This is a genomic window from Ruegeria sp. CH6, assembly GCF_056537005.1.
Genome location: NZ_JBQFQS010000011.1, coordinates 1 through 15,081, shown reverse-complemented (window position 1 = coordinate 15,081; position 15,081 = coordinate 1). Strand labels below are relative to the sequence as shown.

The 15,081-nt window shown below is 56.6% G+C and carries 14 protein-coding genes; 3 read left to right on the top strand and 11 right to left on the bottom strand.

The window, feature by feature from the left end; translation table 11 throughout:
• Nucleotides 1-2 precede the first annotated feature (2 nt).
• The 8 genes from ACR0CW_RS17890 to hutI form a co-directional block, all read right to left on the bottom strand.
• Complete coding sequence (locus tag ACR0CW_RS17890; RefSeq protein WP_480743828.1) at nucleotides 3-323, bottom strand: YciI family protein; 321 nt, start codon at nucleotides 321-323, stop codon at nucleotides 3-5.
• Nucleotides 324-346: 23 nt separating this feature from the next.
• On the bottom strand, nucleotides 347-775 hold the full coding sequence (locus ACR0CW_RS17885) for an SRPBCC family protein (RefSeq protein ID WP_480743826.1): 429 nt from the start codon (nucleotides 773-775) through the stop codon (nucleotides 347-349).
• Complete coding sequence (locus ACR0CW_RS17880) at nucleotides 763-1,092, bottom strand: ArsR/SmtB family transcription factor (protein ID WP_170336945.1); 330 nt, start codon at nucleotides 1,090-1,092, stop codon at nucleotides 763-765. Before ACR0CW_RS17880 ends, ACR0CW_RS17885 begins: the two co-directional genes overlap by 13 nt.
• A gap of 47 nt (nucleotides 1,093-1,139) precedes the next feature.
• Nucleotides 1,140-2,018, bottom strand: a complete 879-nt coding sequence (gene serB / locus ACR0CW_RS17875; protein WP_480788827.1) for a phosphoserine phosphatase SerB — start codon at nucleotides 2,016-2,018, stop codon at nucleotides 1,140-1,142.
• Between the two features lie 68 nt (nucleotides 2,019-2,086).
• The gene (hutU, locus tag ACR0CW_RS17870) at nucleotides 2,087-3,769 is read right to left on the bottom strand and encodes a urocanate hydratase (protein ID WP_480788826.1); all 1,683 of its coding nucleotides are present in this window, start codon (nucleotides 3,767-3,769) and stop codon (nucleotides 2,087-2,089) included.
• Nucleotides 3,766-4,584, bottom strand: a complete 819-nt coding sequence (hutG, locus tag ACR0CW_RS17865) for an N-formylglutamate deformylase (RefSeq protein WP_480788825.1) — start codon at nucleotides 4,582-4,584, stop codon at nucleotides 3,766-3,768. Before hutG ends, hutU begins: the two co-directional genes overlap by 4 nt.
• Nucleotides 4,584-6,119, bottom strand: coding sequence for a histidine ammonia-lyase (gene hutH / locus ACR0CW_RS17860; RefSeq protein WP_480788824.1), 1,536 nt, complete (start codon nucleotides 6,117-6,119; stop codon nucleotides 4,584-4,586). Before hutH ends, hutG begins: the two co-directional genes overlap by 1 nt.
• Entirely contained in the window at nucleotides 6,119-7,324 is a 1,206-nt protein-coding gene (gene hutI, locus ACR0CW_RS17855) for an imidazolonepropionase (protein WP_480788823.1), read from the bottom strand. Before hutI ends, hutH begins: the two co-directional genes overlap by 1 nt.
• A gap of 81 nt (nucleotides 7,325-7,405) precedes the next feature.
• Here hutI and ACR0CW_RS17850 point away from each other — a divergent pair, with 81 nt between their 5' ends.
• The 3 genes from ACR0CW_RS17850 to ACR0CW_RS17840 all read left to right on the top strand — a co-directional run bounded on the left by ACR0CW_RS17850 (nucleotide 7,406) and on the right by ACR0CW_RS17840 (nucleotide 11,104).
• On the top strand, nucleotides 7,406-8,767 hold the full coding sequence (locus tag ACR0CW_RS17850; protein ID WP_480788822.1) for a formimidoylglutamate deiminase: 1,362 nt from the start codon (nucleotides 7,406-7,408) through the stop codon (nucleotides 8,765-8,767).
• Nucleotides 8,768-8,795: 28 nt separating this feature from the next.
• Nucleotides 8,796-9,500, top strand: a complete 705-nt coding sequence (locus ACR0CW_RS17845; RefSeq protein WP_480788821.1) for a UTRA domain-containing protein — start codon at nucleotides 8,796-8,798, stop codon at nucleotides 9,498-9,500.
• A gap of 86 nt (nucleotides 9,501-9,586) precedes the next feature.
• On the top strand, nucleotides 9,587-11,104 hold the full coding sequence (locus ACR0CW_RS17840) for a malonate--CoA ligase (RefSeq protein WP_480788820.1): 1,518 nt from the start codon (nucleotides 9,587-9,589) through the stop codon (nucleotides 11,102-11,104).
• On the opposite strand, the gene ACR0CW_RS17835 is transcribed toward ACR0CW_RS17840, so the two are convergent.
• From ACR0CW_RS17835 to ACR0CW_RS17825, 3 genes are all read right to left on the bottom strand, one after another.
• Complete coding sequence (locus ACR0CW_RS17835; RefSeq protein ID WP_480788819.1) at nucleotides 11,101-11,829, bottom strand: metallophosphoesterase family protein; 729 nt, start codon at nucleotides 11,827-11,829, stop codon at nucleotides 11,101-11,103. The two genes, ACR0CW_RS17840 and ACR0CW_RS17835, sit on opposite strands and share 4 nt — an antisense overlap.
• A gap of 120 nt (nucleotides 11,830-11,949) precedes the next feature.
• Nucleotides 11,950-13,545: a phosphoglycerate dehydrogenase gene (gene serA / locus ACR0CW_RS17830; RefSeq protein ID WP_480743804.1), complete on the bottom strand. Its 1,596-nt coding sequence runs from the start codon at nucleotides 13,543-13,545 to the stop codon at nucleotides 11,950-11,952.
• A 65-nt stretch (nucleotides 13,546-13,610) separates the two neighbouring features.
• Nucleotides 13,611-14,765, bottom strand: coding sequence for a phosphoserine transaminase (locus ACR0CW_RS17825; RefSeq protein ID WP_480788818.1), 1,155 nt, complete (start codon nucleotides 14,763-14,765; stop codon nucleotides 13,611-13,613).
• Nucleotides 14,766-15,081: the final 316 nt, after the last annotated feature.

Here is a 15,081-nt window from a genome sequence, read left to right as displayed (position 1 = left end):
CGTCACATCTCGATCTCGTGGACCTCTGCAACTTCGACCGAGCCTGACCCGTTGACCACCATCGGGCAGCCCTTGGCCATTTCGGTTGCGGCGTCGATGCTGTCGGCTTTTACAACCGTAAAGCCCGAGGCCGGATTTGCGCCGCCATTATCGGCGACACCCGACGAACTGACTGTATAGGATTGCCCAACAGGATTGCCGGGTATCTCCAATGCCTCTCCCATACCTTGGAACCATGCGCCCCAGGCAGCCATGGTCGCTTCGACTTCGGCGGGATCTGTTGGTGTGGTTCCACCGTGATAAACAAACAGAAATTGTGGCATAGTCAGTCCTCCCAATGAAAAGCTTATGAAAGATGTCCCTGCAATTTGCGCAGTGACGAGGTCCAGCCCATCTCATGATTGGCAGCGGCTTCCTGGTCGGCGAGTTCACGATGGTCCAGGATCAGGCGCGCGCCGCCGGGGGTCGCTTCGACCGAGAATGTCACGTGACTTTCGGCCCCCCGCTGGTCCTGATCGTCATGCCAGGCCCATGTAAAGCCAACGGATTTGGGTGGATCAATGTGAGTGACGTGACCGGATACTTTGTATCGCTGACCCTCATCATTCACCATGACCGAGTACCAAGGCCCTAGTCGCGAAAAGTCCAGATCGTGTTCGGGGACATGGAGCCCTTCCGGCCCCCACCACTGCAACAACTTTGCCCCGTCGCTGATCCATGAAAAGAGAGTCTCGGGGCTGGCGGAGAATTCCCGCTCCAGTCTCAGGTCGGCCATGAATTCTCCTTTTCCAGAATGTCACCCAGCCGGTCGAGGCTCGCCTCCCAGAACTGGCGTTTCGAAATGGTCCATTCGGCAATCGCGCGCAGGCCTTCTGGCTGTATCGAGTATATTCTTTGCGTACCCCGGACCTGTTGCTGTATCAGGCCAGCCTCACGCAAAACCTTTAGGTGGCGCGAGATGGCAGCGCCGGACATGCCCTTGCCTTCGATCAGGTCGCCTGCGGGCAGTTCACCTTGCTCCATCAGTTGCTCGATAATCGAAAAGCGGGTCGAATCGGATAATGCCGAAAAAGCGGCCAGAAGAGTGTTCATGACTACTTATTAACACAAATGTTAAATTAAAGAAAGGCGCGAACCGATCAGATGCCGGCAAACTCGGTTCGGCTATAGCCCTGAAGATAAAGCAGTGCTGTCAGGTCACCGTGATTGATCCGCACATCGCATTGCTCGGCCACCGAAGGTTTCGCGTGCAAAGCCACGCCTGTGCCAGCACGGCCCAACATGCCCAGATCATTTGCCCCGTCACCCACGGCAATCACATCCGATTCAGAAATTCCCAGCCGTTCTGTGATCTGCTCCAACGCTTTGATCTTGGCCTGCCGGCCCAAAATTGGGCGCTGAACATCACCGTTCAGCCTGCCGTTTTCAGCCAGCAGGGTATTTGCCCGGTTTTCATCGAACCCCAGCAACTCTGCCACCCGAGCCGTGAACGCGGTAAAGCCACCCGAAACCAGCGCGGCATAGCCATCGGTCTTGCGCATTGTGGCGACCAGTTCCTTGCCACCGGGCATCAGGGTGATCCGTTCGTTCAACACTTTGTCGATAACGCTCTCGTCCAGGCCGCCTAACAAACCAACCCGCTCGATCAGCGCGCCTTCGAAATCCAGCTCACCATTCATTGCGCGGGCAGTGATGTCTTTGACGCGGTCGCCAACACCAGCCTCATCGGCCAGTTCATCAATGCATTCCTGTTGAATCATGGTGCTGTCCATATCAGCCAGCAGCATCTTTTTGCGACGCCCCTCGGCCTTTTGAACAACCAAATCCACACCCATCTGCTGCAGATCCGCCCAGACATCCCATCGGTTGCCCGGCATCTCGCTCAGTGAAAATTCCGCTGCTTCATCCGGGCTCAGCCAAACGATCTCACCGCCGCCCCATGCGTTCCGCAATGACTCGACCAGCGACAACTCCAGCGTCGGCGCGTTGGGGTTGGTCAACAGGGTGGCAACGTACATGTTTGATCTCCGGCAAGCTCACCTGCGAATATCGCAGGTGCAGCATTTTCGCCAGAGACAGTTTCGAACTAGCCCAAAATACCCGGCAGGCGCAGCCCATGGGCCCGCGCGCAATCCTTGGCAGTGTCGTACCCTGCATCCGCATGGCGCCAGACGCCCGAGGCCGGGTCATTCCAAAGAACCCGCTCCAATCGCCGGGCGGCATCTTCGGTGCCATCAGCACAGATCACCACACCCGCGTGTTGGCTGAAGCCCATTCCGACACCCCCGCCATGGTGCAGCGATACCCACGTCGCACCACTGGCCGTGTTGATCAGGGCATTCAACAAAGGCCAATCACTAACCGCGTCCGAGCCGTCCAGCATCGCCTCAGTCTCTCGGTTAGGGCTTGCAACCGACCCCGAATCCAAATGGTCGCGACCGATCACAACCGGCGCTTTCAACTCGCCATTGGCAACCATTTCGTTAAAGGCCAGCCCAGCGCGATGCCGATCACCAAGCCCGATCCAGCAGATTCGTGCGGGCAGCCCCTGAAACGCAATCCGTTCCTGCGCCATGTCGATCCAGCGATGCAGGTGCTCATTTTCAGGGAACAGTTCCTTCATCTTGGCATCTGTCTTGTAGATGTCCTCAGGATCACCCGACAGGGCACACCAGCGAAACGGACCTATGCCCTTGCAGAAAAGCGGGCGGATGTACGCAGGCACAAAACCAGGGAAAGCAAAGGCGTCCTCAAGCCCCTCATCCTGCGCCACCTGCCGGATGTTGTTGCCGTAATCCAGCGTGGGCACTCCGGCATTCCAGAAATCCACCATCGCAGCGACATGCTGTTTCATCGAGGCACGAGCGGCCTTTTCCACCGCTTTAGGGTCTGTTTCACGCTTTTCGCGCCACTCGCCCATGGTCCAGCCCAACGGCAGGTAGCCGTTAATCGGATCATGCGCGCTGGTCTGATCGGTGACGATATCCGGACGCATGCCACCGGCTGCCATCCGGCGGTATATCTCGGGGAATACTTCTGCCGCGTTGCCCAACAGGCCGACCGACTTCGCTTCGCCTGCTTTGGTCCAGCGATCGATCATCTCAAGCGCCTCATCCAGCGTTTCCGCCTTTTCGTCGAGGTACTTTGTACGCAGACGGAAATCGATGCTTTCCGGGTTGCACTCAACGGCCAGACAACAGGCCCCGGCAAACACGGCCGCCAGCGGTTGCGCACCGCCCATACCGCCCAGTCCTCCAGTCAGAATCCATTTGCCGGTCAGATCGCCGCCATAGTGCTGACGTCCGGCCTCGGCAAAGGTCTCATAGGTACCCTGAACGATGCCTTGAGTGCCAATATAGATCCACGAACCGGCCGTCATCTGGCCGTACATCATCAGACCCTTCTTATCGAGCTCGTTGAAGTGATCCCAGGTTGCCCAGTGGGGCACGAGGTTCGAGTTTGCGATCAGAACACGTGGCGCATCCTTGTGCGTGCGAACAATTGCGACGGGTTTCCCGGACTGAACGATAAGGGTCTCGTCCTCTTCCAGATCCTTCAAACCGGCAACAATAGTGTCGAAATCCTTCCACGTTCGCGCCGCACGCCCGATACCGCCATAGACCACCAGTTCATGCGGATTCTCGGCCACGTCCGGGTGCAGGTTGTTCATCATCATCCGCAAGGGTGCCTCGGTCAACCAGCTTTTGGCATTCAGCTCGGTTCCGGTGGGCGGGTAGATATCGCGTGTGTTCTTGCGCGGGTCGCTCATTTCAGGGCTCCTTTTTCGGTCAATGCGCCCGACAGGGCGAGGTCGCGAAGGCGTTCAAGCATGTTTTTCAGGTGTGGGCGGAGGGTGTCGGCGCGGTCGTCGCGATAGTTCCATGGCGCGACCTCAGTCATGTAGGCACGCTGCGACAATTCCATCTGAATCGCGTGGAACCCCTCATCGGGGCGGCCATAATGGCGGGTCGTCCATCCACCCTTGAACCGACCATTCAGCACCGATGTGAACCCGGTTGCTTTCGCCGCAGTCTCATGTACCGCATGTTCGACAACAGCGTCGCAGGTCGCACCGTTGTTGGTGCCGGTGTTGAATACTGGCAGCTCTCCGTCAAACAGAAACGGAATCAGAGAGCGGATCGAATGGCAATCGAACAGGATCGCAACACCATGTTTGGCCCGCACCCGCGCAAGCTCCTGCTCAAGCGCTGCGTGATAGGGTGCATGGTATTTCTGACGCCGATCTTCGACTTCGTCCGTGGAAGGTTCCTGCCCATCAACCCAGATCGACTTTCCGTCGAAATCCGTTAAGGGCACCAATGTTGTCGTGTTCTGCCCAGGGTACAGGGAAACACCTGAGGGGTCCCGGTTGGCGTCGATAACATAACGGTGGATATGTGATTGTACGACCGTCGCATCGCCCAATAGCCCTTTATAGAGCCTGTTTATATGCCAATCGGTATCCGCCAGCCCACGCCCGTTGTCGTTTAGACGTTCTGCGACTGGTTCAGGTACATGTGTGCCGCCGTGCGGTTGACCCAGAACAATCGGACCATCTCCGCGATCAACGCTGAAGCCCTGCATCATGAGAGCTCCGGCATCTGGACATCGACCGCATTGAGAATTGCACCCTCGGCGACCAAGTGCTTGGCGGTTTCCAGTTCGGGCGCGAGATATCGGTCATCTTTCAATGACGGAACATCTTTGCGGAGACGTGCGATGACACGTTGCAGTGGTGCGCTGGTTGTCAGTGGCGCGCGGAACTCGACCCCTTGGGCAGCACAAAGAAGCTCGATGCCAAGAATATAGTTCAGGTTGTTCGTCATCCGCACCAAACGCCTCGCGCCGTGGGCTGCCATGGACACGTGATCTTCCTGATTGGCGGATGTCGGTGTGCTGTCGGTGACACAGGGGTTGGCCAGATGCTTGTTCTCACTCATCAAGGCCGCGGTTGTCACCTCGGCAATCATCAGACCTGAGTTCAATCCGGGCTCGGGCGTCAGGAATGGTGGCAGATCGAAGCTGAGCGCAGGGTCGACCATCAATGCAATACGTCGCTGAGCGATGGCACCGATCTCGGACAGGGCGAGCGCGATCATGTCAGCGGCAAAGCCCACTGGTTCAGCATGGAAGTTACCGCCCGATACAATGGCATCCGGGTCTGTCAGAACCAGCGGATTGTCGGTCGCGGCGTTAGCCTCGATCACCAGAGTCTCCGCTGCCTGCCGGATCACATCCATCGCGGCTCCGGTGACCTGAGGCTGGCAGCGAATGCAATAGGGGTCCTGAACGCGCGTGTCCCCGTCCCTATGGCTTTCTCGGATTTCAGACCCCTCCAGTGTTGCGCGCATCGCGCCTGCAGCCTCGATCTGACCGCGATGGCCACGCAAGGCATGTATCTCGGGCTGCAAAGGTGCCGTTGAACCCATGATTGCATCTGTTGATGCCGCAGAAACCACCAAAGCGTTTTGTGCTGCCTGCCAAGCGTCAAACAAGCCTGCCAGGGCGTAAGCCGTGGAAAATTGCGTTCCATTGATGAAGGCTAGGCCTTCTTTCGGGCCCAGTTGAATAGGCTCTAATCCAGCAGTTTTCAGCGCTTCAGCACCGGAAAGGATGGCTCCATTCACTTCGGCTTCGCCCTCGCCGATAACAACAGCCGTCATATGCGCCAGTGGTGCCAGATCCCCTGATGCGCCAACAGATCCTTGCGCAGGGATCACCGGCGTCACACCACGTGCCAACATATTCTGTAAAAGCTCAACCAACTCCCACCGAACACCTGATGCACCGCGACCAAAGGATAGCAACTTGAGTGACATCATCAGGCGCGCCAATCGGCGAGGGACGACCTCACCAACGCCGCAGCAATGGCTGAGAATGAGATTTCGCTGGAGGGTTGAGGTATCTTCGGCCGCAATCTTGTGACTGGCCAACTTACCAAAACCCGTGTTCACGCCATAAACCGGATCAGCCCCCGAGGCAGCCTGAGCGATACGTGCCGCAGCCATATCAACCTTAGGACGGCATGATCCATCCAGCGTGATTGCCGCTTCGTTCCGATAGATATCCTCCAGTTGCGTCAGAGAAACCTGACCCGGAACAAGAGAGATGGACCTCATTAAATGCCTCCGAAAATGCGTTTGTGCAGGGGGTTAAAGCCGATGCGATATGAAAGCTCGGCGGGATGGACGACGTCCCAGACCGCCAGATCTGCGCGCATCCCTGCGGCTGCCACACCCGTGTCGTTCAGCCCCAGCGCCTTGGCGGCGTTTCTGGTTGCACCAGCAAGCGCTTCCTCGGGAGTCAAACGGAACAGGGTGCATCCCATGTTCATCGTCAGCAGCAATGATGTCAGCGGTGATGATCCGGGATTACAATCCGTTGCCAATGCAATGGGCACATTCTGCTCACGCAACAATTCCACCGGGGGCATCTGGGTTTCGTGCAGAGTATAGAAAGCTCCAGGCAGCAGAACCGCGATTGTTCCCGCGTTAGACAATGCAGCTACGCCCTCGGCATCGAGATACTCGATATGATCGGCGGAAAGCGCGCCGTATGATGCCGCTAATTTTGCCCCACCCAGATTGGACAACTGCTCTGCGTGTAGCTTGACTGGCAAACGCAGCTCCCTCGCCACATCAAAGACACGTGCGATTTGAGCGGTGTTAAAGGCGATACCCTCACAAAACCCGTCAACCGCATCAACCAGTCCCTCTGCGTGAGCTGCGCGCAGAGTCGGAATGCAGATTTCATCGATATATTCATCCGCGCGGTCTTTGAACTCAGGCGGCACCGCGTGTGCGCCCAGAAAACTGGTTTTGATCCGAACCGGGCGATGCTGCTGAATACGACGTGCTGACCGCAACATGCGCAATTCAGTCTCTAAATCGAGGCCATAGCCTGACTTGACTTCTATACAGCTGACGCCTTCGGCAAGTAGCGCATCCACACGCGGTAAGGCGCTGTCCAGCAGTTCATTCTCGCTGGCCTCACGCGTCGCACTGACAGTCGAGATAATACCGCCCCCTGCCCGGGCCACCTCTTCATAGGTGGCACCGTTCAGGCGCATCTCAAACTCGGCTGCGCGATTGCCGCCAAAAACCACATGCGTGTGCGCATCAATTAGCGCCGGTGTGATCAGGCGGCCTCCAAAGTCGTCGACTTCCCAATCCGCGAACCTGACCGGCAGATCCCGCTGCTTACCTACCCACTCAATAGTTCCAGCGTTCAGGGCAATCGCAGCGTTCTCGATCAGACCATATGGCACATCACCTTCGACCATCGTCGCGATGCGGTCGGCGCGAAATACAACTTTTTTTGTCATGGCGAATCTTTTGGGCTCCCCCTGCGTCAGGATTTTTCGTATACGGGTAAAAACTTAAAGTCTACACAAAATGGAAACGCTATGACAGTTCATGCCAAAACAGCCTTATTAGGGTCTGAATGGGTGCAGGATTTGCGTTTGGAAATCGAAGATGGCCGAATTTCCCGGATCGAAGCTGGGGTAGCCAAACAACCCGAAGACACGGCTACAGACGTGCTATTGCCAGCACTTGGAAACCTGCACAGCCATGCCTTTCAACGCGCCATGGCAGGCATGACCGAGGTGCGGGCTGCCGGGAAAGAAAGCTTCTGGACCTGGCGCACCTTGATGTATCGCTTTCTGGATCGGCTGACGCCTGAACAGGTCGAGGCGATAGCAGCCCTGGTGTTCATGGAAATGCAGGAAGCGGGCTATGCCTCGGTTGGTGAGTTTCATTATGTCCACCACCAGCCCGGCGGCCAGCCGTATACGCGGTTGTCCGAACTGAGCCAACGTATCTTTGCAGCAGCAGATCAGACAGGAATCGGCCTGACCCACCTGCCTGTTCTCTATACATACGGGGGTGTTTCGCAGGAGCCTCTGGTTGGCGGGCAGTTGCGTTTTAGCAATGATATTGACCAGTACCTGGCTCTGCTAGAGGAATGCCGGAGCACTCAACGACACGCGAATTTCGACTCTGTTGTGGGGGTAGCGCCGCATTCCCTACGTGCGACTTCGCCCGCAGATCTCAAGACTCTGTTGGCCAATGTTCCTTCAGGGCCCGTCCACATCCATATATCCGAACAGGTAAAAGAGGTTGCAGATGTCGAGGCCGCCCTGGGTCAGCGCCCGGTTGCCTGGCTGTTGGATAATGCAGAGGTGAACGACAGATGGTGCCTGATCCACGCAACCCACATGACTGACGTTGAAACCAAGGCAATGGCACGATCCGGTGCAGTCGCAGGGCTTTGTCCGATCACCGAAGCAAATCTTGGTGATGGTATCTTTAACGGCGCTGTCTATGTCGAAGCCGACGGGGTATTCGGCGTCGGATCAGACTCTAATGTTCGCATATCACTGCCTGAAGAATTGCGGACGCTCGAATACTCTCAGCGACTGCGTGACAAAGCACGCACTGTTCTGGTCCATGGCGAAGGCTCAGCTGGACACACACTCTATATCGGCGCTGCCCGTGGTGGTGCGCAAGCGCTGGGCCGCGACGCAGGGGAAATCGCCGTTGGCAAACTTGCTGATCTTGTCGCTATCGACCGCACCCATCCGACGCTTTGTACGTTGAAGGACGATCAGTTGCTGGACGGGCTGTGTTTTGCGGCACCCGACGGTACAGTGACCGATCTGTGGTCGGCAGGCCGTCACATGGTGCGCGACGGGCGGCATGTTGCGCGGGATGCGATCTTGCCTGCCTATCGTGCGGCCGTTGCCCAACTCTTGGCCAGCGCATAGACATCAAACTCCCAACTTCAGAGCCACAATGACCCAACCGAGCGAAAACACCAGCTACAAAGACATAAAGCAGACCGTGCTGGATCGCATTCGGTCCGGAGAGTGGCGTCCCGAGACCCTGCTACCGAATGAGCAGGAGCTTGCGATCGAGTTTTCTTGCACTCGGACAACCGTGAACCGCGCATTGCGGGAACTGGCCGACGAAGGATTTCTTGAACGCCGCCGCAAGGCAGGGACACGCGTCCTTGCCGCACCGCAACGGCAGGCGAGGTTTACAATACCGCTGGTTCGGGATGAGGTCGAAGCACTAGGCGGCACCTACAGATATGCCTTGGTTTCCTCTGAAACCATCCCCGCTCCGGAATGGTTGAGCGCCCGGCTGGCGCTGAAAGCTGATCCTCGTGTCTTGCACGTCCGCTGCATGCACTATTCCGGCAACACGCCATTTCAGTACGAAGATCGTTGGATCGTGATTGAAAGCGTCCCCCAAGTCGAACAGGCCGATTTCACCGAAACCGGACCGAATGACTGGCTGGTGCAAACAGTGCCATTCACCAATGTCGAGCTGACATTCATGGCCAGTCGTGCGGATTCAACTGTGGCCGGATTTCTGGACGTGCCGGAGGGCGAGCCGGTCTTTACCGCCGAACGTATCACCTGGCTGCAAGGCCAGCCGGTTACCTTTGCCAAACTGTATTTTGCAGCAGGCTACCGCATGACCACCCAAATTTGATTTCGCGCTTTATCTGATCCTTTGCTCTTTACCACCCTGAAATTCCGATACAGATTCCAGGTGGTTCGAACTGGAAGGAAAACGAAATGGGTAACCCGCTTTATGATCGTCTGTTTGGCATCCACGCGGGCAAAAACACTCCATTTCTGCATTTGCCCGATGGGCGGACGCTGACCCATTCAGATTTTCTGGACATGGCAGCCCGCATTGCAAATGCGCTGGTCGGGATGCAGTTAGAACCGGGCGACCGGGTTGCGGTTCAGGTAGAAAAGTCCCCTGAAACCCTTGCGCTCTATGCAGCTTGTGCGCAGGCGGGTCTTATCTTTCTGCCACTCAACACCGCCTACACGACACATGAGTTGTCTTACTTCATTGAGAATAGCGGTGCGTCTCTGGTTGTCTGTGATTCAGCCAACGAAACAGAACTGACACCAATCGCTCAGGCGCAAAATGCCAAGATAGAGACGCTGAATGCAGATGGATCGGGTAGCCTTACGCGGCGTGCGTTAGGAATGTTGCCAGCTTTCGAACCGGTCAGCCGCACCGAGGATGATCTGGCTGCGTTCCTTTACACCTCGGGCACCACTGGCCGGTCCAAGGGTGCGATGCTGACCCAGGCCAATCTTTTGTCCAATGCTGAGATGCTGGTCCGTGAATGGCGGTTCACCAGCGATGACGCACTTCTGCATGCCCTGCCGATCTTTCACACTCATGGGCTGTTTGTTGCAACGAATGTTGTACTGGCCTCGGGCGGGTCGATGATCTTTCTGCCAAAATTCGATCTGGAAGACATCTTGCGACTGATGCCGCAAGCCACATCGATGATGGGCGTTCCGACATTTTACACCCGATTGTTGGGGGACAACCGTTTCACCAAGGAACTTGCTCAGCATATGCGGCTGTTCATTTCGGGATCCGCACCTCTGCTTGCTGAAACGCACGAACAATTTGAGGCGCGCACCGGTCATCGCATTCTTGAACGCTATGGCATGACTGAAACCAATATGAACACCTCCAACCCCTTTGACGGAGAGCGACGCGCTGGAACGGTTGGATTTCCACTACCCGATGTTGAATTGAAAGTTACCGATCCAGAAACTGGTGAAACCTTGCCTCAGGGTGAAATCGGCATGATCGAGGTGCGCGGTCCAAACGTGTTCAAGGGTTACTGGCAGATGCCAGAAAAGACTGCTGCCGAATTGCGCGAAAACGGTTTTTTCATCACCGGAGATCTTGGGCGGGTTGATGAAGATGGGTACGTCCACATCGTCGGTCGCGGCAAGGATCTGATCATCTCAGGCGGATACAACATCTACCCCAAGGAAATCGAATTGCTGCTGGATGATCAGCCCGGAGTGCTTGAGAGCGCAGTGATTGGCGTTCCACACCCTGATTTCGGAGAAACCGTTCTGGGTATTCTTGTGCCTGCAAATGGAGAGACCCCCGATCTGGAGCAGATCATGCAGACGGTTCAGTCGGATCTCGCCCGGTTCAAGCACCCGCGCAAACTAATCCTGCTGGACGAATTGCCCCGCAACACAATGGGCAAGGTGCAGAAGAACCTGCTGCGCGACACATACAAAGACTTGTTTGTCGAAGGCTAAGGTTCCAGCGGAACGCGCCCCACATCCTTCAGCAGCCAGCAAGAACGTCCTTCGAAGACCGCCACTTCAGCCGGTCGACCATATCCTGCGCCGCTGTCCAGATTGATGCGGTTACCATAGTGAGTAGCCTTTTCTACAGGCGTGTGCCCATGGACAATCAGCTTGGGATGCGGATCGGTATGGGTGTGGAATGTCTTCCTGATCCAAACCAGATCGTTCTCACGCTGTTCGTTTAGTGGCACACCCGGTCGAATACCCGCATGCACAAATGCAACTTCGGGCGTTTGATAGATCGCCACAAGGTCGCGCAGGAAATTCACATGCGAAGTGGGAACAGCCGCCTTGGCCATGGCGTGCAGATCTTCCAACCGCGTTCGATCATCAAATTCGACACCATAGCTGCGCAATGTTTCTACGCCACCCAAACGCTCATGCAGCCAGTGGTAGCCGACCAGCAAATGCGGATCGTGTCGCGGTGTTTCTTCCATGAACCACGCAAACATCCGGTCGTGATTTCCCAACAGAGTAATCCAGTCGCGACCTTTGTCGTGCCCCTCTATCAGGCGTTCCAACAGACCACGGCTGTCGGGGCCCCGATCAACATAATCCCCCAAGTACACAATACGCGCATCAGGTCCGCCATCGCGTTCTATCAAGGTCAAGACCCGCTCAAACTCTGCAAGCTGGCCGTGCAAATCTCCGACTGCATAAACTGGAGTGGTCATGACAGGCCCCGATTATCTGAATTGCCGTTCTTGTGACGGAAAAGCGTGATGCGGAAAAGACAATGCCCGCGCTTTGGGTGGCGCGGGCATCGAACTGTTTCACAAACTCAACAAAGGTGATCAGACAACGTCAAACTCCAGAGGCTTGATCTGTGTGAACAAGCCGGTCTCAGCAAGTTTCGCACGTGCTTCAGCCGGCACCGGTTCGTCGACGTATAGCAAGGCGATTGCCTCACCGCCCGCCTCGGCACGGCCAAGGGTAAAGTTGGCGATGTTCACACCGTTTTCGCCCATGGTCTGACCCAGCGTCCCGATGATACCCGGCACGTCTTCATTCGTTGTGTAAAGCATATGAGCACCGACTTCGGCATCGATATTGATGCCCTTGATCTGAATAAAGCGGGGCTTGCCATCACTGAACACGGTGCCGCCGATAGACCGCTCGCGCTTGTCTGTAACAACGGTGACTTTGATATAACCCTCGAACGCGCCCGACTTGTCCTGATTGGTGGTCGAAATCTGAATGCCACGCTCTTTGGCGACAACCGGGGCCGAAACCATATTCACCTCGGGATTGAACTTCTTCATGATCCCGGCGACCACAGCGCAGTTCAGTGCAGCAAGGTTCATCTCGGCCGCGACACCATCATAGAGGATGTTGATCGCCTTGACCGGCTCGTCAGTCATCTGGCCGATGAAGCTGCCCAAATGACCTGCCAGCTTGATCCAAGGCCCCATGACCTTTGCCTCTTCGGCGGTCACGCTAGGCATGTTCAGCGCGTTCTCGACAGCGCCGGTCAGCAGATAATTCGAAATCTGCTCTGCAACCTGGAGTGCGACATTCTCCTGCGCCTCAGTCGTGGCCGCACCAAGATGCGGCGTGCAGACAACATTGGGCAGGTTGAACAGCGGGTTCTCTTTCGCCGGCTCGATACTGAACACGTCAAACGCCGCACCCGCTACGCGCCCGGTTTGCAGCATTTCGGCCAAGGCCTCTTCGTCGACCAGCCCGCCACGCGCACAGTTGACGATACGCACACCCGGTTTGGTCTTTTCAAGATTCTCGCGGCTCAGGATATTCCGTGTCTGGTCGGTCAGCGGCACATGCAGGGTGATAAAATCTGCACGCTCGAGCAGTTCGTCCAGCTCAACCTTTTCCACACCCATCTTGGCAGCTTTCTCTTCGCCCAGATATGGATCATAGGCGACGACTTTCATCTTCAGGCCCAGGGCACGTTCACAGACGATGCCACCAATGTTGCCTGCACCAATGACACCCAGTGTCTTGTTGGTCAGTTCGATCCCCATGAACTTGGACTTTTCCCACTTGCCCGCATGGGTCGAGGTGCTGGCCTCGGGGATTTGCCGCGCCACTGCGAACATCATCGCAATCGCGTGCTCGGCGGTAGTGATCATGTTGCCGAAGGGCGTGTTCATAACGATCACGCCTTTCTTGGATGCAGCGTCCTTGTCAACGTTGTCCGTGCCGATTCCGGCACGACCGATGACCTTTAGGTTGTCGGCTTTTTCCAGCAGCGTCGGCGTGACCTTGGTGGCCGAACGGATGGCAAGGCCATCATACTGGCCGATCACTTCAGCCAGCTTGTCCTTGTCCTTGCCCAGATCGGGCATGAAATCCACATCGATCCCGCGATCACGAAAGATCTGCACGGCGGTTTCGCTGAGCTTGTCAGATACGAGTACTTTGGGGGCCATTTTCTCTGGTCCTTGAATTTTGGGAAACAACCGGGCCTCATACGGCCCGGCAAATGCAGGAAAGCTCAGGCAGCTTCGGTTTGTGCCGCGATCTCGGCCTCAAAGGCCCATGCCAGCCAAGGCAGCATCGCTTCGATATCCGAGGTCTCAACCGTACCGCCACACCAGATACGCAGGCCCGCAGGCGCGTCACGATAGGCTCCGATGTCCAGCGCGATGTTCTCAACTTCAAGCCGTTTTGCCACGGCCTTGGCAAAGGCAGCGCCATCCTGAATGCGGGCGTCGGTGAACTTCAGGCAAACGGATGTGTTCGATTGCGTTGCCGCATCTTCAGCCAAATTGGCGATCCAATCATGCTGTGCGCAGAAACTATGTACTGCACCGGCATTGGCATCCGCTCGGGCGATCAGTCCTTGCAACCCTCCGACCGAGCGCGCCCAATCTAGCGCGAACAGATAATCTTCAACCGCCAACATCGAAGGTGTGTTGATCGTAGCGCCAGTAAAGATGCCCTCAATCAGCTTGCCACCTTTAGTCAGGCGGAAAATCTTGGGAAGCGGCCATGCGGGTGTGTAGTTCTCCAACCGCTCAACGGCACGAGGGCTGAGGATAAGCATGCCGTGTGCAGCCTCACCGCCCAGCACTTTCTGCCAGCTGAAGGTGGTAACATCCAGTTTGTCCCATGGCAGATCCATCGCGAAGGCCGCCGAGGTTGCATCGCAGATCGTCAGGCCCTGACGGTCATCCGCGATCCAATTGCAATTTGGAACCCGCACGCCCGAGGTCGTGCCGTTCCATGTGAATACCACGTCATTGGTGAAATCGACCGAAGCCAGATCAACGATCTGCCCGTAATCAGCGGTCTTCACCTCTGCATCAATCTTCAACTGCTTGACCACGTCGGTCACCCAACCGGAACCGAAGCTCTCCCAGGCCAGCATTTCGACCTTGCGCTCGCCCAACAGCGACCACAACGCCATCTCAACCGCGCCTGTATCAGATGCAGGGACGATACCAATGCGATAGTCTGCGGGGATACCCAGCAGCTCACGCGTACCTTCGATGGCCGCCTTCAGCTTGTCCTTGCCAACAGCTGCACGGTGCGACCGCCCCAATGCTGCATCGGCCAGTTTGGTCAGATCAAATGTGGGGGGTTTGGCGCAGGGGCCAGAGGAAAAACGCGGATTGGCCGGCCGCGTTGCCGGTTGTTGAGTGCTCATCTGTATTACCCTTCCAGATACACGCCCCTCGTTGGGGAGGGGTGTCCCACGGACAGACCTATGGGGCCTTCGCATCTGCAGCAAGCAGAAAAGACGCTTCGTTGGGTAAAAACGACATCAAAAACAGGCTCAAATCAGAACACAGGTTTCCGATTGGCGAAAACCCCGCCGATCTCTCGGCGGGGTTTTCTCTATTACTCTGCGGCTTCTTCGTATTCTGACATTGGCGGGCATGTGCAGATTAGGTTTCTGTCGCCGTATGCGTTGTCGACGCGGTTGACGGGGGACCAGTATTTGTCGACGCCCATGGAGCCCG

Coding starts and splice junctions, on each gene's coding strand:
- ACR0CW_RS17890 (WP_480743828.1), bottom strand. CDS start 323: ATGCCACAATTTCTGTTTGTTTATCACGGTGGAACCACACCAACAGAT.
- ACR0CW_RS17885 (WP_480743826.1), bottom strand. CDS start 775: ATGGCCGACCTGAGACTGGAGCGGGAATTCTCCGCCAGCCCCGAGACT.
- ACR0CW_RS17880 (WP_170336945.1), bottom strand. CDS start 1,092: ATGAACACTCTTCTGGCCGCTTTTTCGGCATTATCCGATTCGACCCGC.
- serB (WP_480788827.1), bottom strand. CDS start 2,018: ATGTACGTTGCCACCCTGTTGACCAACCCCAACGCGCCGACGCTGGAG.
- hutU (WP_480788826.1), bottom strand. CDS start 3,769: ATGAGCGACCCGCGCAAGAACACACGCGATATCTACCCGCCCACCGGA.
- hutG (WP_480788825.1), bottom strand. CDS start 4,584: ATGCAGGGCTTCAGCGTTGATCGCGGAGATGGTCCGATTGTTCTGGGT.
- hutH (WP_480788824.1), bottom strand. CDS start 6,119: ATGAGGTCCATCTCTCTTGTTCCGGGTCAGGTTTCTCTGACGCAACTG.
- hutI (WP_480788823.1), bottom strand. CDS start 7,324: ATGACAAAAAAAGTTGTATTTCGCGCCGACCGCATCGCGACGATGGTC.
- ACR0CW_RS17850 (WP_480788822.1), top strand. CDS start 7,406: ATGACAGTTCATGCCAAAACAGCCTTATTAGGGTCTGAATGGGTGCAG.
- ACR0CW_RS17845 (WP_480788821.1), top strand. CDS start 8,796: ATGACCCAACCGAGCGAAAACACCAGCTACAAAGACATAAAGCAGACC.
- ACR0CW_RS17840 (WP_480788820.1), top strand. CDS start 9,587: ATGGGTAACCCGCTTTATGATCGTCTGTTTGGCATCCACGCGGGCAAA.
- ACR0CW_RS17835 (WP_480788819.1), bottom strand. CDS start 11,829: ATGACCACTCCAGTTTATGCAGTCGGAGATTTGCACGGCCAGCTTGCA.
- serA (WP_480743804.1), bottom strand. CDS start 13,545: ATGGCCCCCAAAGTACTCGTATCTGACAAGCTCAGCGAAACCGCCGTG.
- ACR0CW_RS17825 (WP_480788818.1), bottom strand. CDS start 14,765: ATGAGCACTCAACAACCGGCAACGCGGCCGGCCAATCCGCGTTTTTCC.